The organism is Enterococcus sp. DIV1314a (assembly GCF_051713805.1).
Classification (GTDB): domain Bacteria; phylum Bacillota; class Bacilli; order Lactobacillales; family Enterococcaceae; genus Enterococcus_I; species Enterococcus_I aquimarinus.
Map to the genome: position 1 here is coordinate 1,492,334 of NZ_JBIOQP010000001.1, position 21,223 is coordinate 1,513,556.

Sequence of the window (21,223 nt, forward strand, 5' to 3'; positions counted from 1 at the left end):
ATGAGTTTGCAACAAGAAATTATTCAAACATTAGCAGTTAAACCGACGATCGATCCAGAAGTTGAGATTCGTCGCAGTATTGAATTCTTGAAAGACTATTTACGGGCACATCCGTTTATCAAAACGTTTGTTCTCGGAATTAGTGGGGGGCAAGATTCGACCTTAGTGGGACGACTAGCACAACTCGCGATGGAAGAAATGCGCCATGAAACGAACGATTCGGATTATTATTTTATCGGTGTGCGGTTACCTTATGGGCAACAAAACGATGAAGCTGACGCGCAATTGGCGATGGATTTTGTCAATAGTGATAGTCAAATCATGGTCGATATCAAACCGGCCGTGGATGCTCAAGTCGCTGAATTAAACAAAATCGGCGTCGAGATATCTGATTACAACAAGGGCAATATCAAAGCGCGTCAACGAATGGTGACTCAGTACGCGTTAGCTGGCGCCTTCCAAGGAGCTGTTCTTGGAACGGATCATGCGGCGGAAAATCTAACCGGCTTTTTCACAAAATTTGGTGATGGAGCAGCCGATTTAATCCCCATTGCTTCGTTGAATAAACGTCAAGGCCGCGCGTTATTAAAAGCCTTGGGCGCACCTGAAGCCTTGTATTTAAAAACACCCGTAGCGGACCTTGAAGAAAATCGTCCAATGCTACCAGACGAAACCGCACTTGGTGTCACGTATGAAGAAATTGATGATTATCTTGAAGGAAAAACCGTTTCGCCCCAAGCGCAAACGACCATTGAAAATTGGTGGAAAAAAGGCCAACATAAACGTCACTTACCCATTTCGATGAAAGATGATTTTTGGAAGTAGGGAATGAAACATCTAAAACAGAGGGAACGATTCTGTTTTAGATGTTTTTTTATAGAATTTGCGGGCGAGAAAACCCACTATTTTAATGGTGGGATGATAGCCCGTAGACGTACTGTAAGAATGTAGAGAAACTTGCATTTAGAGGCAATACAAATACTCGTATTGTCCAATGAAGAAACTGAATTACTGGGAACTCGTAAAGCTAACGAAACGACAACGTAGGGATATCAAACCCAAGCGTGAACGTGGTGAAAACAGAAAAAATTCGTTAGATGGCATAAGCTTAAATCCTAAGTGTTCACATAATCGAAAATCAGCAGCCAAGCCTAGAAATAGGAAGGTTCAACGACTATTCCTCTTGAGGGAAGTACACACAAGCATGTGGAAGTGGTTTCGCCTTAACAAGTAAAGTTGAAGGATAAGATATAGTCTGTGCTTGCATAAAAGTGTAAGAAGTTCATCAGAGAACTGCATGGGAAGTCGCGAACCTGTGTGAACAAACTCCACACGATAAAGTCAAAAAAATGTTACTATTTGTGTATAATAATTTTTAATTAATACACTTTTTGATGTATAATAAACTCATGGATAACGAATATAGACATTCTAAGACAACTGTATCGTTACTCAACTATCATTTTGTTTTTTGTCCTAGATATCGTCGGAAACTATTTGTCAATTCCGAAGTAGACGCTAGTTTTAAATCTCTTGTTCATTCAATCTGTAAAGAAAATGAATGGGAAATCATGGCTATAGAGACAGATAAAGATCATTGTCATCTTTTTGTAAATGTTCAACCTACCTATTCACCAGCGGATATCATGAAGGTGATTAAGGGAAGAACATCTAGAGAATTACGACAATCATTTGAACATTTAAGTAAAATGCCAAGTGTTTGGACACGATCTTACTTTGTTTCAACAACAGGGAATGTTTCTAGTGAAACAATTAAACGATATGTAGAAAGTCAAAGGACAAGATATTGAGTTTACGTTAAGGAGGTGTACAGAAATGAAAAAAGCCCATAAAATCAGAATCTACCCTAATTTAAGACAGGAAATTCAATTTCAAAAAACCTTTGGTTGTGTTCGGTTCTACTGGAATTTTTTACTTGACCAACGGATTACGAATGACAAGATGAAAAAAGAAAATCCTGAATATATTGAAAACAAACTGACCTATGCTGGACTGAAAAAGCAAGAAGAATTTTCTTGGTTAAAAGAAGTTGAAGCACAACCTCTAAGCCAAGTAAATATGGATTTGAATAAAGCGTACAAAAATACGTTCAACTCTAAATTCGGATTTCCTAAATTCAAGAGTAAAAAATATTCAAAGAAATCCTATCGAACTGCCGTAGGCATGAAAGTCAACGGACGATACTTCTATGTTTCTAAAGTTGGTTGGGTCAAGATGGCAGAAGAATTGCGTTTCAAAGGGAAATTAATGAACGTGACGATCAGTCAAACTAAATCAGGGAAATATTTTGCGACATTCTTAGTTGATGCTGAGAATTTCCAACAAGAACCCGTAGCAAATAACATTGGATTAGATTTGGGCTTAACTCATTTCTGTATCACATCCGCAGGAGAAAAAATTGATAATAACCGATTCTATCGCTCTCTTGAACAACGGTTAATACGCGAACAACGAAAACTTTCCAAGCGTTTGGAAGTTGCGAAAAAACACAATCGAAAATTAGATGAGTGTCGCAACTACCAAAAACAAAAAGTAAAAGTTGCGCGTATCCATGAGAAAATTGCCAACCAACGTACTGATTTTTTACATAAACTATCTTCACGACTTACTGATGAGAACCAAATCATTTGTATTGAAGATTTGAATGTAAAAGGGTTGGTTAAAAATCATAAATTAGCGAAGTCAATTTCAGATGTATCTTGGAGTGAATTCGTTCGACAATTAGACTATAAATGTGCATGGAAAGGTCGTACTTTAGTTAAAGTTGACCGATTTTTCCCAAGTTCACAACTTTGTTCTTCTTGTGGTCATAATGACGGCAAAAAAGAGCTAAATATTCGTGAATGGGTATGCTCAAATTGTGGAACAATTCATGACAGAGATATTAATGCAAGCATAAATATTAAAACCGAAGGACTTTCGGGGATAGCTTAGTCAATTTGCGCCTGTTAGGGCGTACTACCTAAGAATCCGACGACTTTAGTCGTGTGGAGTGTCAAGATATTAATGAAGAACGGCTGAAAGAATCAGAACTAATGTTACGCACCATTAATCAAAACTGTAATCAAAATCGCGCGACGATTCGCTCTTATACTGATCGAAAGGAAGCCTTACGCGACGCAACTTTTGTAGTGAATGCGATTCAAGTTGGGGGATATGAACCCTCAACAGTCATTGATTTTGAAATTCCTAAAAAATACGGCTTGCAACAAACGATTGGCGATACGATGGGGATTGGTGGAATCTTCCGTGCGTTACGGACCATTCCCGTGATGCTTGAATTTGCTCGTGAAATGGAAGAAGTTTGTCCCGATGCTTGGTTACTGAACTATACGAATCCAATGGCGATGCTTACAATGGCTGTACTGAAAGCGACAAAGATTAAGACAGTGGGACTTTGTCATAGTGTTCAAGTTTGTGTGCCGGATTTATTTAAAGGGTTAGGGATTCAAGATGATTATGATTTGAATGATTTTCAGTGGAAAATTGCGGGAATTAATCATATGGCTTGGTTACTTGAAATCAATTATCAAGGCGAGGATTTTTACCCAGTGATTCGCCAGAAAGCGTTAGAAATGACATTGCCGCATGCCGATGCCGTGCGTTATGAATTGATGCGCAACTTTGGCTATTATGTCACAGAATCGAGTGAACATAATGCGGAATACCATCCATATTTTATTAAATCAAAATATCCTGAATTAATTGAGCGCTTTGCTATTCCGATTGATGAATACTTAAGAAGATGCGTGGCTCAAATTGCTGGCTGGGAAGAGCAACGGGATGCCATTGTCCATAACGGCGAATTGAGGCACGTTCGTAGTCTAGAATATGCTTCTTATATTATGGATGCGATTGTGACGGGCAAGCCGACAATGATTGCTGGGAATGTCATGAACAATGGCCTCATTTCGAATCTCCCAACAGATAGTTGTGTTGAAGTGCCTTGTCTTGTTGATAAAAATGGTATCCAACCAACTTTTGTAGGCGACTTGCCAACGCAACTCGCTGCGCTGAACCGGACTAATATCAACGTTCAACAATTGACCGTCGAAGCTGCCTTAACGCTCGAACGGGATAAAATCTATCAAGCGGCTTTACTCGATCCTCATACGAATTCAGAATTATCAATTGACGATATTCGTCACTTAGTGGATGATTTGATTGAAGCGCACGGCGATTACTTGCCGGAATATCATTAAGTCAATAAAACAGGACCGCCAATATTTCGTGGCGATCCTGTTTTTTAATGTGCTCATATGGTACTTTTACTTGATTACTTCGCCGCCATGGCCGTAATCTTCTTTTTTCATATCACTAATAATGATCGTGACTGCTTCTTTTTTCGCTCCGGTAGTGCGAACGACCGCATCCGTTACTTCTTTGATTAAGTTTTCTTTTTGTTTAGGGGTACGGCCTTCAAGCATTTGAATGTTGACAACTGGCATGCAATTTTCGCCTCTTTCTATGATGGTTGTTTCTATTTTATCATAGAGAACCTCATTCGCCTATGGGAGATAAGTTAATAACATACCATTTATAGAATTTACCTGTAATTTTAGCTTCAAATATTGCATCAGTTGAAACAAGAATGATTGTCGCAATTATGAGTATTATGCCTATTATTTACTTATCAGAGACAGCAACTTTATTAACATCAACAAAAGCCGTTCCGAAATTCCTGGATGTCCTCATTATTTTCATTCAACGAACAATCATTTCATTGCCATTTGTGATTATTTTCGTGAAATTAGTTCTTTGAAAAAGATAAAAAATGGATAATCTTAAATGAAACATGGAGGAAGATAAGAATGTTAAAAGTGGTACGTTTATTTGAAGATGATACGTTTCAACATGAAGAAAAAATGATTAAGGAATTAGATTTAGCAATTGATTTACAAGTGAGACCGAGTGTGACTGAAGCAGAAGTTATTGAGAATGCGAAGGATGCGGATGTCATTATCACTGTTTATGAACCATTAACGGAAAATGTACTAAAACAATTACCGAATTTAAAAATAGTTCTTTTTCGTTCGATTGGGTTTAATACGATTGATTTAGAATATGCGAACCAAATCAATCTACCAGTTTCTCATATTAGCCGTTATTGTACCGATGAAGTCGCTAATTATGTGATTGCCGCAATTTTAATGCATAATCGTCGTTTGCATGACTTTAACCAAGCAGTGAAACAAGATCATGTGTGGGATTACGAAATGTTTCCTGATATGAGACGTTTATCCTCGTTAACCGTTAGCTTGATTGGATTTGGCAATATCCCACGATTAATTGTGGAACGTTTGAAGTCATTTGGGCCAAAAGTGATTGCCTATGATCCATTCGTGACACAAGAAGCGATGGCTGCCTATGGCGTTGAGAAGGTCAGTCTAGAAGAAGCCTTCCAACAAGGCGATTATATTTCTTCTCACTTACCATTGAACGCGAAGACTGAAAAGTTATTAGATGAAAAATTATTTAACTTAACAACTAAAGCACCGATCTTTATTAATTCTTCTCGTGGTGGTGTTGTGAGCGAAGACGCCCTTTACCATGCATTAACGAACGGTCAATTAAGCTACGCGATTTTGGATGTGTTAACTTCGGAAGATCCGGATTTAAAAAACGAGAAATTACTCACACTAAGTAACACGATTTTAACACCTCACATTGCATTTTATTCGCAAGAAGCCTTTATCCAAGGCGCGGAAGACAACTTCAAAAATTTAGCTAACTTCTTAAACGGAAAATATAAAGAAGCAGAAATTGTGAATGCATCGGCAATTGAAAAAAACATATAATAATAACTAACAGTTAAAAGAAACAAACCTCTTCCTGGACGACTCGCTTTTCTGTCGTTAAGGAAGAGGTTTGTTCATTTCAGTTCATTACAGATGGACCTCATTTTTTAGCTCGGTTTGAATAAACAACGCGACTTCACCTAGCAACTTCGAAATCACTTCTTCGCGTGTTAAAAAGTAAAAATTACGAAGGTTATCGACGTCTAGTGTTTCGTAAGGGACGTGCTTGGCTAGCGCTAGTTTTGAAATAATCGCTCGTCCAACACCTTGGTTGAGTAAGTTTTTAATCATTTCAAAACTGTTGGTTCGAATAAAAATGGGCAGTAAATTATTGTCACGTAAATACTGATCGTTGATTTCTCTGAGTGGGTTCAGGGAATCGTTCAGTAGCCAATAAGGGGACAAGGGGTCTCCGGCAAGCACCAGTTCATCGCGTGCGACGATATAGCGTTTTAATTGTTCGCTGCGTTCTGCCCATTCAATCAGTCCAAAATCAAATTTAGCTTGCTCTACCCCATGGACAATGTCTTGGTAGCCCATAATCGGGAATTCAAAATCAATCATTGGGAATTTCTCGATTAATTTTGGAACGAAGGTGGGTAGTAGGTACATGCCACAACTTTGCGTACAAGCGAGCACACACGATTCTCGGATGATCTCTTCGGAATGAATGTGCACGGTTAAGTCTGTCCATTCTTCCATAATTTTAATGATGCGTGGATATAAAAAATCTGCTTCCTTAGTGGGAATAATTTCTTGTTTTCCATTGCGAATGAAGAGGGAAACTTGTAGCTGTTCTTCTAATTTTTTGATTTGGGAAGAAACAGTCGGCTGTGATAAATACAATTTGTCTGCCGTACGCGTGAAATTATGTGTTTCGTAAACAGAAACAAAGGTTTTAAATATCTGGAACATGGACGCACCTCTTAGTTTATTTTATGAGTTTCTTGCCAAAGGTCAGCAATCATCAGATAGATTGTTTCAATTTCTTTCGCATTGCCGCGTAATTCAAAATCAGCAAGAAACGGAAGATTAAACCGTTTGGCGTATTGTTTAGCGGTTAAACAATACTGATGGGCGAAGTTTTTATTCCCGCTTCCAATAATTCCCAAGCACAAGGTTCGATCGGTTTGATCATCGAGGTAGTCCCCAAAACTTTCCGTTAGAATTTCTTGATCGCCACTGTCAATGCCATTGCCACCTTCTAGATACGTCGGAACAACTACGACATAGGGTTCGGTTTCTTGAACAACACTGGAATTGTCATGGATTTCTTTTCCCTGTATAATAGGAAAAGATGGATTCTCTTGATGTTTACTTTCTGACAATTGTTGGATCCGTTTAGCGAAGGACCGGACATTACCGGAAATCGAGATGTATAGTAAATTGATCGTCATTTTTCGACCTCCTTTTACGCTAGTATAACAAATATCGGGAAGAGATGGGAGTCCATTTTTAGATGAAAGGAATGATGAGATGATTCGTCCAGCAAGAACAAAAGATGCGAAGGAAATTGCCGCACTAGTCCTTGTGGTATTAAAAGATATGGAGCTGCCTTTTGTCAAAGAAGTCGGTGAAGAAAAGACGATGGCGATTTTAACGAGAGCGGTTGAATATCCAACGTATCGTTATGGCTACTTGCGAGGAATTGTGAAAGAAATCGACGGTGAAGTTGCCGGGGTTGCTTTTGGCTATAAAGATAGCGAAGAACCATTGATTGATCAACCACTAGAAGAAGTACTGGCCTCTTTTGGTCTCCCTAATCAATCGTTGTTTCTTGAGTTAGAGACGTATCCGGATGAATGGTATCTAGATACGATTGTCGTAAAAGAGACGTTTCGTGGGCAAGGAGTCGGGGCAGAATTGATTGAAGCCGCGAGTCAACGAGCCAAAGCTGAAGGGGCACCGGCAATTGGGTTATGTGTCGATTTAGCCAACCCTCGTGCGCGCAGTTTGTATGAACGCTCTGGTTTTGAAGTGGTCGGTACGCAAGTATTAAGTGGCCATGATTATTACCATATGCAACGTAAGCTGTAATCGCACACCTGATTTAGGACTAAAAAAGCAGCAAGTACCGTTATTTAAACGCGTACTTGCTGCTTTTTTTAGTTGAAGGACAAGGCTTCTTTGTAATAAGGTAAAGGGGTTCTTTCACGGTTATAAAGCCAATAATCTAAGACGCTCGCAATACAAATGCACTTGGGCGCATCGGCATCATCGTGAACTTGTAAAAGATAATACATCCCATGATGCAGTAGCGTTTTATCCATCGTCATGATTTCTTTATTGAAATGATGAATTTTATATTGATGTTGTTGGATATTGCCATAAACGGTCCAATGGAGTTGTTGCACATAATAAAAGTCACTGGGCCAGTTTAAAAAGCGCTGCATCGTTCCGACTTTTTCGCCTGCTTCGTAGATTTCAAAACGGCGAACAAAAGGAAAACTGACTTGTTTGACGGAAGCAGCGACACGCCCATTCATGTGGTAAAGAATCAGTGAGTCACCTTTACTTCCCCAGTTACCTAGAAGCGTGTACAAAGGATGACCATCGGCGTCTTTAACCACGGTTTGTGTTGAATGACCAAACGGCTTTTCTTGGATCAAAAAATCTGACATCCTTCTTCGTCCTTTCCTTGCAAACTTCGGTTCTTACAATTGTTCCTCAATCGCGCGAATGATGGCTTTTCCAACGCCCGCATTCACGTTCTCATCTGTTAAATATTTCGCTTCTTCTTTGAGTTCATTTAACGCATTACCCATTGCAAAACTGACACCCGCAACTTGAATCATGCTTAGATCGTTTAAGTTGTCACCAATCGTCATGACGTGTTCTAACTCAACGCCTCGTTCTTTCGCTACATGGCTGACCGCAATTCCTTTTTGGGCGTATTTATGGTTGATTTCAATGTTGTTATTCCCAGAGGACGTCACAACACAATCTTCAAATTCGGCAATTTTTTTGCCAGCTGCACCAAGGTGTTTGTTGCCGCGTTTGTCAAAACAAATCACTTTAAGCACTTCGATGTCTTCTTGTGCTGCGAGTTCACGTATACTTGGAACGACTTTTACTGGGAAAAATTCTAAGCGTGCGACTGTCATCGCAATCGCCATACGGTGCGTTAAATGGGGCAAGGCGTCGGTGACATGTGCCGCGAATTGTTCGATTCTGGCTTCTTTACTGATCGTAAAATTGCCTTCTTGTGTCGCAATTTCGTAGTAAATCCCATGTTGATCTAAAATATCAAACATTTGTAATAATTCGTTTTTGTCGATTGGGGTTGTAAATAATGAATTTCCTTCTTTATCAAAGACGTGTGCGCCGTTTAACGTAATCATCGCACATTCGATACCCGCTTCTTTTAAAGGCGGTAAGGCTTCAAAGACATTGCGACCAGTGGCGATCACAAATTCAACTCCTTGCTCTTGGGCGTAACGAATCGCGTCAATATTTTCTTGTGAAATTCGCATTTCAGCATCGAGTAATGTTCCATCCATATCTGAGGCAATTAATTTAATCATGTAGGCAGTCCCTTCCAATCCTTTTTTTTCTATCTTTAGTGTACCATAAAAGATAAGAATTTTCTTATTTTCAAAAAGGATTGGTTGAGGAAAATGGTCACTTGGATTAAGCTAAGGAGGGAGGTGATTGCAACGTGCAAACGATGATAACGAATAGTTGGCAATCCTTATTCACCACTGAATTTGAGCAACCTTATTTTAAAGCGTTAGCGAAATGGGTGGATGAAGAGTATGAACAAGCCACGGTTTTTCCAGCTAAAGAAAATCTTTTTAAGGCGTTTGAACAAACACCTTATGAAAAAGTTAAAGTCGTCATTTTAGGACAAGACCCTTATCATGGCGCGCATCAATCGCATGGCTTGGCTTTTTCAGTTCAAAAAGGCGTCAAGATTCCACCGTCTTTGCGTAATATTTATAAAGAACTTGAAAGTGACTTAGGCATTGCCCCAGCTGCGCATGGTGATTTAAGTTCGTGGGCGCAACAAGGCGTGCTGTTATTAAATACGGTTTTGACCGTCAGAGAAGGCGAAGCAAACTCGCATCGTAAAAAAGGGTGGGAGACGTTTACCGATCATGTGATTGCCTATTTAAATGCACGCCCGACACCGATTGTCTTTATTTTGTGGGGGAAACCAGCCCAAGCAAAAGGTGCGATGATTGATACGAATAAGCATGTGATTATTCAATCATTTCATCCAAGTCCCTTGGCCGCTAGTCGTGGATTTTTTGGGTCGCGACCTTTTTCAAAGGCGAATCAAGCACTCATACAGTTGGGAGAACAGCCGATTGATTGGCAAATCCCACCTCAGCTATAACAAGAGAATTAAGAAATAATACAGTTGTCGGATAATCTGTTGAATTGAATGGTATAAGAAGGATTTTTTCGATTAATACAGTGAAAAAAACTGTTCTTTTTTTGGTGAATGGTGTATGATGAATAGGAATAAACAAACTGGAGGGTTTTACTGTGGAATTATTTGATCATTTGAAATTTAAAATTGTTCGTCGTGGGATTCGAATTGCGTTTCCAGAAGCAACCGATACACGTATTTTAAGTGCGGTTGCGCGTTTAAAAGGGGAAGAATTAGTCGATCCTGTTTTAATTGGTAAACGTGCAGATATCGAGCAAGCAGCGACAGTACGTGGAATCAATATTGCAAGCTTTACGATTTATGATCCTTATGATTGTGAGCGTTGGGATGAAGTGGTTGATGCTTTTGTAGAAGTTCGTAAAGGCAAGATCACTCGTGAGCAAGCTGAAGTATTATTAAAAGATGAAAACTATTTTGGTACGATGTTAACACACATGGGCATTACAGATGGCTTAGTTTCTGGTGCGATTCACTCAACAGGTGATACTGTTCGTCCAGCTTTACAAATCATCAAAACAAAACCAGGAATCTCTCGTACAAGTGGCGCGTTCTTAATGATGCGCGGAAATGAGCAAGAGAAATACTTGTTCGCTGACTGTGCCATCAACGTGAGCCCATCACCACAAGAGTTAGCTGAAATTGCGATTGCTTCTGCTGAAACAGCGAAAATGTTTGGTATCGATCCAAAAGTTGCGATGTTAAGCTTCTCAACTAAAGGTTCTGCGAAAGCACCACAAGCTGACGCAACAATTGAAGCAACTCGTATCGCGCAAGAATTAGCACCTGATTTAGTCATTGATGGTGAATTACAGTTTGATGCAGCTTACAACCAATCTGTTGCACAATTAAAAGCGCCTGAATCAGACGTTGCGGGTAAAGCAAATGTCTATGTCTTCCCAGATTTACAATCAGGAAACATTGGCTACAAATTAGCACAACGTTTAGGAAACTTTGAAGCGATTGGCCCAATCTTACAAGGATTAAACAAACCAATTTCAGATTTATCACGCGGTTGTAATGAAGAAGATGTTTACAAATTATCAATCATTACGGCAGCACAAACATTAAACGACTAAGCATCACATAAAGAGAACGTCTTATATAGTGATCCCAAAAAGTTAGACTTTTTGGGGTCACTATATTTTTTACTTTCTTTTTTTGTTCCACCAAGTCAAAGAAATAGTCCGCGCACTTCGCAACATTTGTGATATGATGGAGGAAGAAAAAATGCCATTCCTTCTTTATAAAAGAGATGGAAGTAGGTAAGGGAATGAATCCTTTGATTTTTATTAATGTTTCAAAAAACGAAAGGAGGTCCATTGATTGATGATGTTAGAAAGTCCAGAAGCAACGATTCTGTTTGCACAAGTGATTGGAACGGTTGCGCAAGCGGGCGACAATCTTGTATTAACAGGTGATCTAGGTGCCGGCAAAACAACGCTGACAAAAGGGATTGCCCAAGGTCTCGGGATTGATCAAATGATTAAAAGTCCGACTTATACAATTATTCGGGAGTACACCCAAGGCCGTCTTCCTTTATACCATATGGATGTTTATCGCACGGGTGAAAGTGCAGGGGATTTAGGCTTAGATGAGTATTTTGAAGGTGAAGGTCTTTGTGTCATTGAGTGGGGCAATTTGCTTGAAACGTATTTGCCGGAAAGCTACTTGGAAATCATTTTAACAAAAGACGCAGACCATTCTGACCGTCGAAGTGTCACTTTCCAGGCTTTTGGTCCAAAGGCACAAGCATTTGAAGAACGGATTAAAACGACATGGGAGGCAGGAAAATGAGCGAGGAATTAAATATCACCATTCGTGAAGCCATCCCAGACGATGCAGCGCAATTGTTAACGGTGATGCGCCAAATTGGACAAGAAACTGAATTTTTAGTGATGGATGAAGCCGGTATTCAGTTGCCGGAAGAATTACTGGCACTCCAGTTGGCCGATCTTTACGAAAGTCCTTCTAACGTGTTGTTTTTAGCCTTAGTCGACGACCGCATTGTCGGGACGGCTTCGATTAAGTCACAACCGGAAAGACGAATTAAACATATTGGCGAGTTAGGCGTTTCGATTTTAAAAGAATACTGGGGGCTTGGACTCGGCAGTATCTTAATCGAAGAACTGTTAGAATGGGCACAGACCAGCCAAGAAATATTCCGAATTGAACTAACGGTTCAAGAACAAAATCCACGAGCCGTCGCCCTCTATGAAAAATTTGGATTTAAAAAAGAATCCTTAATGGAACGCGGAGCCAGAGCAGATGACGGGCATTTTTTAAAGGTTTGGCTGATGAGTTATATGGTGAATGATTAAAGCCAACGATTGACGAGTATCACAGACGCTTCTGTTCATCATTTTAAAGGATTTTCCCATCATATAAAAAACGATCATACCTACGAGGTATGATCGTTTTTTGGTGTGTTCGTCATAGACGTGCTTGTAAGAAGGAAATGAAATTCTGGGCAGCTTTTGATAAATGGTGATTTTTTAACCAAATGAGACCGACCGATCCCGTTAATTCACTGGTGTTCGCAATCCGGTAAGTATGGACGGCTCGCTTCGTGAAGCGTGGAATGAGTGTTTCGGGAACAATCGTTGCAGCAAAATTGTTTGCGACTAACGTCATCAGTAATTCAATATCGGAACATTCGCCGACGATATTAGGCGTGAACAGATAACGAGAGAAGGCTTCTAGAAGTAAATAATGGACGCCTAAGCCTTCGGTGCTCGGGAAAATTAGACGGGACTGTTGCAAATCACGTAGCTCAATCTCTGTTTTTTCGATGGGTAACTTTTGGGCAGTCACAAAATAAAACGGTTCTGTCCGTAAATGCAGCACGTGAAAGTCCTCTAAAGGTAAGGGGAGTCGAATAATAGCGAGTTCCAGGACGCGTTCACGGACTAATTGACAAAGGTGGACCGATTCGTTTTGTTGGATTTTATAGGTTACTTCCGGAAATGCTGCTTGAAAGTCTTCTAAGATTGCGGGCAAAAGATTCTCTGAGAATGTATTGACCCCTAATGATAGGTTTCCATTCATGCCTTGGCCGACTGCTGTCACGGCTGTTTGGGCTTCTTCCATCAATTGAACAATTTCTAAGGCATGTTGATAGAGGGTTTTTCCGGATTCCGTCACGGCTAAGGATTTTCCATTTCGTTCGATTAATGTCGTTCCAAGGGCTTCTTCCATCGCTTTTAATTGTTGGCTTAAAGGTGGTTGAGACATATGCAGTCGTTTAGCGGCGGCTGAAATGGTTTTTTCTTCGACGATTGCAATAAAGTAGCGTAATTGGCGGATATCCAACGCGCTCATCCTTTCTTCATAGGTATAGGTAAAACATTGCTAAAAAGAATATTGTTAATATTTTTCATATAGATAACCTCATGATACCATAGAGGATAAGGAGGTGCAGGATGATTTGAAGCGAAAAATGATCTTTATGAGTATTGTTTGCGTCAGCGTCTTGACCGCTTGTCAAAACGTCGCAACCTCTGACGAATCGACCATGACGACAGAAATAAGGGAGGAAACTCAGATGGAACAAGCACTGATTACGGCTGCGGCGAAGGGTGATACGGCAAGTGTCTTAGAATTATTAGCCAGTGGCGCTAAGATTGATGCAACGAATCAACAAGGAGATACGGCTATTATGGCTGCGACAAAAGGGGCGCATGTGGCAACCGTGGAAGCCTTGATTGCCCAAGGAGCAGACTTGAATCGTCGAAATCACAATCAAGATAATGTGTTGTTATATGCGAGTGCAGCAGGCGATTTGGCGATTGTCCAGTTAGCCATTGAAGCAGGTGCCGATACGACCATTACCAATCGATTTGGTGGCACGGGCTTGATCCCGGCAGCTGATCGAGGACACGTTGATATTGTGGAATATTTGTTAACGCAATCTGACGTTGATGTGAATCATCTGAACAATTTGCATTGGACAGCGTTATTGGAAGCGGTTATTTTAGGTGATGGTAGTGAAACGTATCAAAAAATTGTGCAATTATTAGTCGATCACGGAGCAGATGTGAAACAAGGTGACCGTGAAGGTGTTACACCCTTACAACATGCGATCGATCGTGGCTTTACTGAGATTGAACGAATTTTACAAGCAGCAGGGGCCTAAAAAACGAGAAAAAGGAGCGTGAAGCTTTTGAGGTTATTATTGAAAAATGTGCGGTTAGAAACAGGTTATGTGTATGAGGAGACGTTCGTTACGGCAACCCAAACGGGTATTTTTGATGTCTTGATGGAAGCGGGGGAATTTGTTGACATTGCCGAATCAATCGAGGTGAATGATTCGGTCATCATTGATGCCAAGGAGCAACTACTTTTGCCCTCGTTTAAAGAAATGCATACGCATATTGATAAAACGTATTTTGGTGGTCCGTGGAAAGCACCGGTTCCCGCAACGGATGGGATTTTTACCCGTTTTAAAGAAGAAGCGACCTTGCTGCCTCAGCAACTTAGCGTGGCAGAAGAACGGGCGCATCACATGGTGCAACATTATCTAAAAAATGGCCACACCTTTATTCGGACCCATGTGAATGTCGATCCGCATATTGGGACACAACATGTCGCCATTGCCAAACGAGTATTAGCGCATTACGACGATCAGTTAGACTATGAAATTGTTGCTTTCCCGCAACATGGCTTACTGCGCAATGGACCTGAATTTCTTGAGGTACTAGAAGAGGCATTGCAAATGGGTGTCACCCATATTGGGGGTGTCGATCCGGCAGTGATTGATCGTCAAAGTCAAGCGGTCATTCAATTGACGTTTGATTTGGCACGTAAGTATAACATTGGGGTGGATATGCACTTACATGAGCGCAATACGTTAGGTGCTTTTGAGATTCATCGCTTATTAGATGAGATGGAACGTCAGCCTTTTGAGCAGAATGTGACCGTGAGTCATGCGTTTGCTTTGGCAGACTTACCACTTGCCGAACTCGAATTTTTAGTGAAACGAATGGCCAAATTAAAAGTCGGTGTTACCACAACGGTTGCGATGGGTGCTGGACCAATCACGCTGCCAGTCAAGTATTTATTTGATAACGGGGTGGACGTGGCTTTTGGGCATGACAGTTTGATTGATCATTGGTCTCCTTTTGGGAGTGGGGATACCATTCAAAAACTGAATCACTTTGTCCAACGTTTTGGCTATATTGATGAATGGCATCTTGGTCAATCGTTGAAATACGCGACAGGCGGTCTGACTCCGTTAACGGAAGAAGGCTGCATGCAGTGGCCGAAAGTTGGCGATCGTGCGAATGCGATTCTTGTCGATGCGGTGAGTTCGGCGCATTTCATTGCGAGAAAATGTCCGATTTCGACCGTGATTTCCAAAGGAGCCATCGTTCATCAAGTTGAAATGGTACAAAAGGGGGCATTGCGATGAGTACATGGTTAACAAATGTCCGATTAGAAGTCGGCGAGCAAGTATCTGAGGACGGGCACGTTCAAACACTAACGGCATTATTTCATTTAGAAGTTAGTGAAGAGGGGATTGTCCAAATCCTTCCGGTAAGTGAGGTGCTGCCAGAAGTTTCCGCTATTGATATGGCAGGCAAACTGGCTTTACCGGCTTTTAAAGAGCGTCACAATCATTTGGATAAAACGTATTTGTCTTTAGGATGGAAAGCATGTCGCCCAGTGAGCAAACTTTCAGAGCGTTTGGCGTTAGAAGCAGCCGAGTTAGAAGTACTAGCAGAAAGTGTCGAACAACGAGCTTCGGCTATGATCGAACGTCACTTATCTTATGGTGTCAATCATATTCGGACGCACGTCAATATTGATCCGTTTATTGGGTTGCGAAATTTAGAAGGCGTCAAAAAAGCACTGAAAAAATATGAACCGTATTTAACGTATGAGATTGTCGCCTTTCCTCAACATGGTTTACTAGAACACGCGGAAGTGCCTGATTTATTACGCCAAGCGTTAGCCTCAGGTGCGACGATTTTAGGGGCGCTTGATCCTGCAGGAATTGATCAAGCGGTGGAAGAATCCTTGGCCTTGACCATGGCGCTTGCTCAGGAGTTTGATGTCGATGTCGATATGCATCTCCATGATCGTGGCGAAGTTGGGTTTTACACGATGGATCGCTGGTTAGAGATGGTTGAAGCTTGTGGGTATACCGGACGAACAGCTTTTAGTCATGCATTTGGTTTAGCACATTTAAGTCCAGCGATGCAAACGAACTTTGCTCAAAAATTGCGCGCGCAGCAAGTTGAAATCATGACGACCATTCCGATATCCATTCATAACCAGTTGATTCCAATTGATACGTTACGGCAACAAGGGGTGCGCGTATCGGTCGGATGTGATGGCTTTTATGACTCATGGAATCCCAATTTTTCTGGTGATATTTTAGAAAAAGTTCAACAGTTTTGTGAATATACTGGAAAATCAAGCGAACGGGCGTTAAGAGAAAGTTTAGGACTGATCACTCAAGGAATCACGCCACTCGATGCAAACGGCCAACAAGTTTGGCCAGTAGTTGGCGATGAAGCGAGCTTTGTCTTTGTGGAGGCTAGTTGTAGTGCCGAAGTAGTGGCTCGTGTCCCACAAAATCGTCAGTTGATGCATCAAGGGAAATTGTACCAAGCCTCATCAAATCTTCACGTCCCTTCAAAATAAAATCGGCGGAGAATCGATTATGCGTTAACAGGAAAACTTCAGGAGTGTGTTGACTTCTGAAGCTTTCCTTTTTTTTTTTTTGCGAAATAAGGATGACAAGGGCTTGTCAAAACCTTAAGACTTTCTCAAAGTGCCAGGACAAAAAAAGGTGATTTTCTCTAAGATTGTGGTCAGGCTGTAGGAAAAATGCTAGAATGATAGAGATGAAAAAAAGGGAGTAGAAAAATCGTGAATGTTAATTTTAAAGAAGCCTTAATCCATGCCTTTCCTGAAATGATTTTATATAAAGATGAACCATTAAAAAAATATACTTACACTGAAACAGGGGGCCCAGCGGATATTCTAGCCTTTCCGAACACGAGCGCCCAAGTAAAAGCGTTAGTCGATTATTGTCGAAATGAAGATATTCCTTGGATTGTGTTAGGCAATGCGAGTAACCTCATTGTTCGTGATCGTGGCATCCGTGGTGTGGTCATCATTTTGCTGGAAATGAAACAAATTAAGCTTGAAGGTGAGACGATAATTGTTGAATCGGGCGCCCGTCTGATTGAAGTCAGTCAAGTCGCACGTGACGCGTCCTTAACAGGCTTCGAGTTTGCTTGTGGCATTCCCGGTAGTGTCGGCGGTGCCGTCTTTATGAATGCAGGAGCCTATGGTGGCGAGATCAAAGATATTTTTGTCTCAGCAGAAGTCTTATTGCCAAGTGGTGAAATCATTACAATGGACCAAGATTCGATGGCGTTTCGTTATCGACATAGTCAGATTCAAGAACTTGGTGGCATTGTGTTGAGTAGCCGTTTTGCTTTGAAAAAAGGCAATCCACTTGAAATCAAAGCGAAAATGCGCGAATTGACCGAGTTACGTGAAGCGAAACAACCGTTAGAATACCCGTCATGTGGTAGCGTCTTTAAACGTCCGGAAGGTCACTTTACGGGCAAACTCGTCCAAGATGCCGGTTTACAAGGCTATACACTCGGTGGCGCGCAAATTTCGATGAAACATGCTGGCTTTATTGTCAATATCAATCAAGCAACGGCCACTGACTACATTCAATTAATCGCGCATATTCAAGCCGTTATCAAAGAAAAATTCGCCGTCACGTTAGAACCAGAAGTACGCATTATAGGCGAAGAATAAAGGAAACTAAAAAGCGTTGCGACACTCTGATGAAACTCAGACTGTCGCAACGCTTTTTGGCTGTATAACTTTTAGTGTTGATGACTAAAATTCGTATTATTCCATCACATCTAAGATTGAATAGCTCCGTTGATCGAAACGATTGCGACTGCGAGAGTATTCGATGGGTTGCCCATTTTTTAGATAAATCACTTGTTCCACTTCTAAAATCGGATCGGTGACTTGGCAATTGAGATAATCCGTGTCATAGTGATCGGCTTTATCAGCTTTCAAATTACGATAGGCACCCGCAAAATAAATGCCTAATTCTTGATGGAGGTAGTCGTAAATCGACTGTTCCAAGATAGTGGGAGTCAAATTGGGAACGAGTTCCGTCGGCATGTAAGTATGTTCTAAGACATAGGGATTGCCATCTAACAGTCGCAGACGAATAATTTTGTACACAGGTTGATGACTTTCTAAAAGTAATTTTTTCTTAATCGTTTCATCTGGAAATTCCACTTCAAAGACAATCACTTGACTCGTGAGATTCCGATTTTTCATTTGTTTACTTAGACCGTCATATTCAGTCGCCGAATCGTTTTCAGCTCCCCAAATACTGCTTTTCAGTACCCGCGTTCCAGAACCGCGCTGACTATAAACGAGCCCTTCCATTGCTAAAATGTTAATGGCTTTTTTGATCGTCGCTCGACTGACATTAAATTCATCTACCAGCTCTAGTTGGTTTGGTAACAGTGAGTCTGTCGGATAAATCCCATTTTGAATTCTTTCGCACAATACATTGGCGATTGTCTCGTACTTTGTCACTTTCATTGGCCACCTTTCATCATGACCTTATTAAATCCTAAGTGTTCACATAATCGAAAATCAGCAGCCAAGCCTAGAAATAGGAAGGTTCAACGACTATTCCTCATGAGGGAAGTCCACACAAGCATGTGGAAGTGGTTTCGCCTTAACAAGTAAAGTTGAAGGATAAGATATAGTCTGTGCCTGCATGGGAAGTCGCGAACCTGTGTGAACAAACTCCACATGATAAAGTCAAAAAAATGTTACTATTTGTGTATAATAAAATTTATTTAATACACTTTCTGGTGTATAATAGACTCATGGATAACGAATATAGACATTCTAAGACAACTGTATCGTTACTCAACTATCATTTTGTTTTTTGTCCTAGATATCGTCGGAAACTATTTGTCAATTCCGAAGTAGACGCTCGTTTTAAATCTCTTGTTCATTCAATCTGTAAAGAAAATGAATGGGAAATCATGGCTATAGAGACAGATAAAGATCATTGTCATCTTTTTGTAAATATTCAACCTACCTATTCACCAGCGGATATCATGAAGGTGATTAAGGGAAGAACATCTAGAGAATTACGACAATCATTTGAACATTTAAGTAAAATGCCAAGTGTTTGGACACGATCTTACTTTGTTTCAACAGCAGGGAATGTTTCTAGTGAAACAATTAAACGATATGTAGAAAGTCAAAGGACAAGATATTGAGTTTACGTTAAGGAGGTGTACAGAAATGAAAAAAGCCCATAAAATCAGAATCTACCCTAATTCAAGACAGGAAATTCAATTTCAAAAAACCTTTGGTTGTGTTCGGTTCTACTGGAATTTTTTACTTGACCAACGGATTACGAATGACAAGATGAAAAAAGAAAATCCTGAATATATTGAAAACAAACTGACCTATGCTGGACTGAAAAAGCAAGAAGAATTTTCTTGGTTAAAAGAAGTTGAAGCACAACCTCTAAGCCAAGTGAATATGGATTTGAATAAAGCGTACAAAAATACGTTCAACTCTAAATTCGGATTTCCTAAATTCAAGAGTAAAAAATATTCAAAGAAATCCTATCGAACTGCCGTAGGCATGAAAGTCAACGGACGATACTTCTATGTTTCTAAAGTTGGTTGGGTCAAGATGGCAGAAGAATTGCGTTTCAAAGGGAAATTAATGAACGTGACGATCAGTCAAACTAAATCAGGGAAATATTTTGCGACATTCTTAGTTGATGCTGAGAATTTCCAACAAGAACCCGTAGCAAATAACATTGGATTAGATTTGGGCTTAACTCATTTCTGTATCACATCCGCAGGAGAAAAAATCGATAATAATCGATTCTATCGCTCTCTTGAACAACGGTTAATACGCGAACAACGAAAACTTTCCAAGCGTTTGGAAGTTGCGAAAAAACACAATCGAAAATTAGATGAGTGTCGCAACTACCAAAAACAAAAAGTAAAAGTTGCGCGTATCCATGAGAAAATTGCCAACCAACGTACTGATTTTTTACATAAACTATCTTCACGACTTACTGATGAGAACCAAATCATTTGTATTGAAGATTTGAATGTAAAAGGGTTGGTTAAAAATCATAAATTAGCGAAGTCAATTTCAGATGTATCTTGGAGTGAATTCGTTCGACAATTAGACTATAAATGTGCATGGAAAGGTCGTACTTTAGTTAAAGTTGACCGATTTTTCCCAAGTTCACAACTTTGTTCTTCTTGTGGTCATAATGACGGCAAAAAAGAGCTAAATATTCGTGAATGGGTATGCTCAAATTGTGGAACAATTCATGACAGAGATATTAATGCAAGCATAAATATTAAAACCGAAGGACTTTCGGGGATCGCTTAGTCAATTTGCGTCCGTTAGGGCGTACTACCTAAGAATCCGACGACTTTAGTCGTGTGGAGTGTCATCATGTGTTTAAATTGTATCAAGAGCATCAAGAAGCAACGTTACTTGAGAGTTTTCAAACAGTAGATAAAGTGACATATGGTATCGAAACGAACCTAGCAACTGATGATAAGAGTATCTTTAATCCGAATGCAATTGATAGAAATAATACGCCATTAACGGCAGAAAACCTACCATTGGATGAACTTTCTCATACAGCTTCTATTAATGAGTTAGGGGAAATTTTTGTAACAATAAGTAATTGTTGTCATGATAAGCCTATTTCGACAAATATGGTTATACTAGGAGGAAGTTTTGAAGTCGTAGCAGCTGAAATATTAACAGGTGATTTTAACGAATATAACGATTTCGATGCTAAAAATAACGTATGTCTAAAACCTTTTAAACAATACAAAAAAACTGTCATTGGTGAAGGTTTAGAAGTAATTCAAACAGTTTTACATGTGACATTACCTAAGTGTAGGGTAGTCAGTATCAAATTAAAAAAATAAAAATATAATATTGCCGTCTA

25 protein-coding genes are annotated in these 21,223 nt (G+C 40.2%); 18 read left to right on the forward strand and 7 right to left on the reverse strand.

Translation table 11 applies throughout. The features are described from left to right. The 4 genes from nadE to IGI68_RS07045 all read left to right on the forward strand — a co-directional run bounded on the left by nadE (position 1) and on the right by IGI68_RS07045 (position 4,223). Positions 1-825, forward strand: coding sequence for an ammonia-dependent NAD(+) synthetase (gene nadE / locus IGI68_RS07030; RefSeq protein ID WP_373757603.1), 825 nt, complete (start codon positions 1-3; stop codon positions 823-825). A gap of 584 nt (positions 826-1,409) precedes the next feature. Continuing rightward, on the forward strand, positions 1,410-1,811 hold the full coding sequence (gene tnpA, locus IGI68_RS07035) for an IS200/IS605 family transposase (RefSeq protein WP_438731781.1): 402 nt from the start codon (positions 1,410-1,412) through the stop codon (positions 1,809-1,811). 25 nt (positions 1,812-1,836) lie between these two features. Further along, positions 1,837-2,955: an IS200/IS605 family element RNA-guided endonuclease TnpB gene (gene tnpB / locus IGI68_RS07040; RefSeq protein WP_438731784.1), complete on the forward strand. Its 1,119-nt coding sequence runs from the start codon at positions 1,837-1,839 to the stop codon at positions 2,953-2,955. Positions 2,956-3,008: 53 nt separating this feature from the next. Continuing rightward, complete coding sequence (locus tag IGI68_RS07045; protein WP_438731787.1) at positions 3,009-4,223, forward strand: alpha-glucosidase/alpha-galactosidase; 1,215 nt, start codon at positions 3,009-3,011, stop codon at positions 4,221-4,223. Between the two features lie 66 nt (positions 4,224-4,289). On the opposite strand, the gene IGI68_RS07050 is transcribed toward IGI68_RS07045, so the two are convergent. Further along, positions 4,290-4,505: a 2-hydroxymuconate tautomerase gene (locus tag IGI68_RS07050; RefSeq protein ID WP_438733238.1), complete on the reverse strand. Its 216-nt coding sequence runs from the start codon at positions 4,503-4,505 to the stop codon at positions 4,290-4,292. 107 nt (positions 4,506-4,612) lie between these two features. Here IGI68_RS07050 and IGI68_RS07055 point away from each other — a divergent pair, with 107 nt between their 5' ends. Together IGI68_RS07055 and IGI68_RS07060 are read left to right on the forward strand one after the other, a co-directional pair. Then, positions 4,613-4,783, forward strand: coding sequence for a hypothetical protein (locus tag IGI68_RS07055; protein ID WP_438731790.1), 171 nt, complete (start codon positions 4,613-4,615; stop codon positions 4,781-4,783). A 49-nt stretch (positions 4,784-4,832) separates the two neighbouring features. Then, positions 4,833-5,819, forward strand: coding sequence for a C-terminal binding protein (locus tag IGI68_RS07060; RefSeq protein ID WP_273229510.1), 987 nt, complete (start codon positions 4,833-4,835; stop codon positions 5,817-5,819). An 87-nt stretch (positions 5,820-5,906) separates the two neighbouring features. On the opposite strand, the gene IGI68_RS07065 is transcribed toward IGI68_RS07060, so the two are convergent. Then, entirely contained in the window at positions 5,907-6,734 is an 828-nt protein-coding gene (locus tag IGI68_RS07065) for a LysR family transcriptional regulator (RefSeq protein WP_071875540.1), read from the reverse strand. Positions 6,735-6,745: 11 nt separating this feature from the next. After that, positions 6,746-7,210, reverse strand: a complete 465-nt coding sequence (gene nrdI, locus IGI68_RS07070) for a class Ib ribonucleoside-diphosphate reductase assembly flavoprotein NrdI (protein WP_438733240.1) — start codon at positions 7,208-7,210, stop codon at positions 6,746-6,748. 85 nt (positions 7,211-7,295) lie between these two features. Here nrdI and IGI68_RS07075 point away from each other — a divergent pair, with 85 nt between their 5' ends. Further along, positions 7,296-7,856, forward strand: a complete 561-nt coding sequence (locus tag IGI68_RS07075) for a GNAT family N-acetyltransferase (protein ID WP_438731794.1) — start codon at positions 7,296-7,298, stop codon at positions 7,854-7,856. Positions 7,857-7,924: 68 nt separating this feature from the next. Here IGI68_RS07075 and IGI68_RS07080 read toward each other — a convergent pair whose 3' ends face one another. Together IGI68_RS07080 and IGI68_RS07085 are read right to left on the reverse strand one after the other, a co-directional pair. After that, positions 7,925-8,440, reverse strand: a complete 516-nt coding sequence (locus IGI68_RS07080) for an LURP-one-related/scramblase family protein (RefSeq protein ID WP_438731797.1) — start codon at positions 8,438-8,440, stop codon at positions 7,925-7,927. A 33-nt stretch (positions 8,441-8,473) separates the two neighbouring features. After that, the gene (locus IGI68_RS07085) at positions 8,474-9,343 is read right to left on the reverse strand and encodes a Cof-type HAD-IIB family hydrolase (protein WP_273229505.1); all 870 of its coding nucleotides are present in this window, start codon (positions 9,341-9,343) and stop codon (positions 8,474-8,476) included. Positions 9,344-9,477: 134 nt separating this feature from the next. Between IGI68_RS07085 and IGI68_RS07090 the strand changes: the two genes are divergently transcribed. The 4 genes from IGI68_RS07090 (at position 9,478) to IGI68_RS07105 (ending at position 12,533) form a co-directional block, all read left to right on the forward strand. Continuing rightward, a complete protein-coding gene (locus IGI68_RS07090; RefSeq protein WP_438731801.1) occupies positions 9,478-10,158 on the forward strand; it encodes a uracil-DNA glycosylase in 681 nt (226 codons plus the stop codon). Positions 10,159-10,310: 152 nt separating this feature from the next. Beyond that, positions 10,311-11,291 (forward strand): phosphate acetyltransferase, encoded by a 981-nt coding sequence (pta, locus tag IGI68_RS07095; RefSeq protein ID WP_071875545.1) that lies wholly within the window; start codon positions 10,311-10,313, stop codon positions 11,289-11,291. Positions 11,292-11,541: 250 nt separating this feature from the next. After that, positions 11,542-12,009 carry a tRNA (adenosine(37)-N6)-threonylcarbamoyltransferase complex ATPase subunit type 1 TsaE gene (gene tsaE / locus IGI68_RS07100; RefSeq protein ID WP_273229499.1) on the forward strand — a complete coding sequence of 156 codons (468 nt, stop codon included), beginning with the start codon at positions 11,542-11,544 and terminating at the stop codon, positions 12,007-12,009. Further along, a complete protein-coding gene (locus IGI68_RS07105; protein ID WP_438731805.1) occupies positions 12,006-12,533 on the forward strand; it encodes a GNAT family N-acetyltransferase in 528 nt (175 codons plus the stop codon). The genes tsaE and IGI68_RS07105 overlap by 4 nt, the downstream gene beginning before the upstream one ends. Before the next feature lie 112 nt (positions 12,534-12,645). On the opposite strand, the gene IGI68_RS07110 is transcribed toward IGI68_RS07105, so the two are convergent. Then, a complete protein-coding gene (locus tag IGI68_RS07110) occupies positions 12,646-13,524 on the reverse strand; it encodes a LysR family transcriptional regulator (protein ID WP_438731808.1) in 879 nt (292 codons plus the stop codon). Between the two features lie 115 nt (positions 13,525-13,639). Here IGI68_RS07110 and IGI68_RS07115 point away from each other — a divergent pair, with 115 nt between their 5' ends. The 4 genes from IGI68_RS07115 to murB all read left to right on the forward strand — a co-directional run bounded on the left by IGI68_RS07115 (position 13,640) and on the right by murB (position 17,997). Further along, positions 13,640-14,347 carry an ankyrin repeat domain-containing protein gene (locus IGI68_RS07115; RefSeq protein ID WP_438731811.1) on the forward strand — a complete coding sequence of 236 codons (708 nt, stop codon included), beginning with the start codon at positions 13,640-13,642 and terminating at the stop codon, positions 14,345-14,347. A gap of 27 nt (positions 14,348-14,374) precedes the next feature. Further along, the gene (locus IGI68_RS07120; RefSeq protein WP_438731814.1) at positions 14,375-15,622 is read left to right on the forward strand and encodes an amidohydrolase; all 1,248 of its coding nucleotides are present in this window, start codon (positions 14,375-14,377) and stop codon (positions 15,620-15,622) included. Then, positions 15,619-16,860, forward strand: a complete 1,242-nt coding sequence (locus IGI68_RS07125) for an amidohydrolase (protein ID WP_438731817.1) — start codon at positions 15,619-15,621, stop codon at positions 16,858-16,860. Before IGI68_RS07120 ends, IGI68_RS07125 begins: the two co-directional genes overlap by 4 nt. Before the next feature lie 273 nt (positions 16,861-17,133). Continuing rightward, a complete protein-coding gene (gene murB, locus IGI68_RS07130) occupies positions 17,134-17,997 on the forward strand; it encodes a UDP-N-acetylmuramate dehydrogenase (RefSeq protein ID WP_438733243.1) in 864 nt (287 codons plus the stop codon). Between the two features lie 96 nt (positions 17,998-18,093). On the opposite strand, the gene IGI68_RS07135 is transcribed toward murB, so the two are convergent. Then, the gene (locus IGI68_RS07135; protein WP_438733245.1) at positions 18,094-18,804 is read right to left on the reverse strand and encodes a GntR family transcriptional regulator; all 711 of its coding nucleotides are present in this window, start codon (positions 18,802-18,804) and stop codon (positions 18,094-18,096) included. Positions 18,805-19,103: 299 nt separating this feature from the next. On the opposite strand from IGI68_RS07135, the gene tnpA (IGI68_RS07140) reads away from it, so the two are divergent. From tnpA (IGI68_RS07140) to IGI68_RS07150, 3 genes are all read left to right on the forward strand, one after another. Beyond that, entirely contained in the window at positions 19,104-19,505 is a 402-nt protein-coding gene (gene tnpA / locus IGI68_RS07140) for an IS200/IS605 family transposase (RefSeq protein ID WP_438731820.1), read from the forward strand. A 25-nt stretch (positions 19,506-19,530) separates the two neighbouring features. Further along, positions 19,531-20,649, forward strand: a complete 1,119-nt coding sequence (gene tnpB, locus IGI68_RS07145; RefSeq protein WP_438730138.1) for an IS200/IS605 family element RNA-guided endonuclease TnpB — start codon at positions 19,531-19,533, stop codon at positions 20,647-20,649. A gap of 68 nt (positions 20,650-20,717) precedes the next feature. Beyond that, positions 20,718-21,203, forward strand: a complete 486-nt coding sequence (locus tag IGI68_RS07150) for an alpha-L-arabinofuranosidase C-terminal domain-containing protein (RefSeq protein WP_438731823.1) — start codon at positions 20,718-20,720, stop codon at positions 21,201-21,203. The last annotated feature ends 20 nt before the right edge of the window (positions 21,204-21,223 follow it).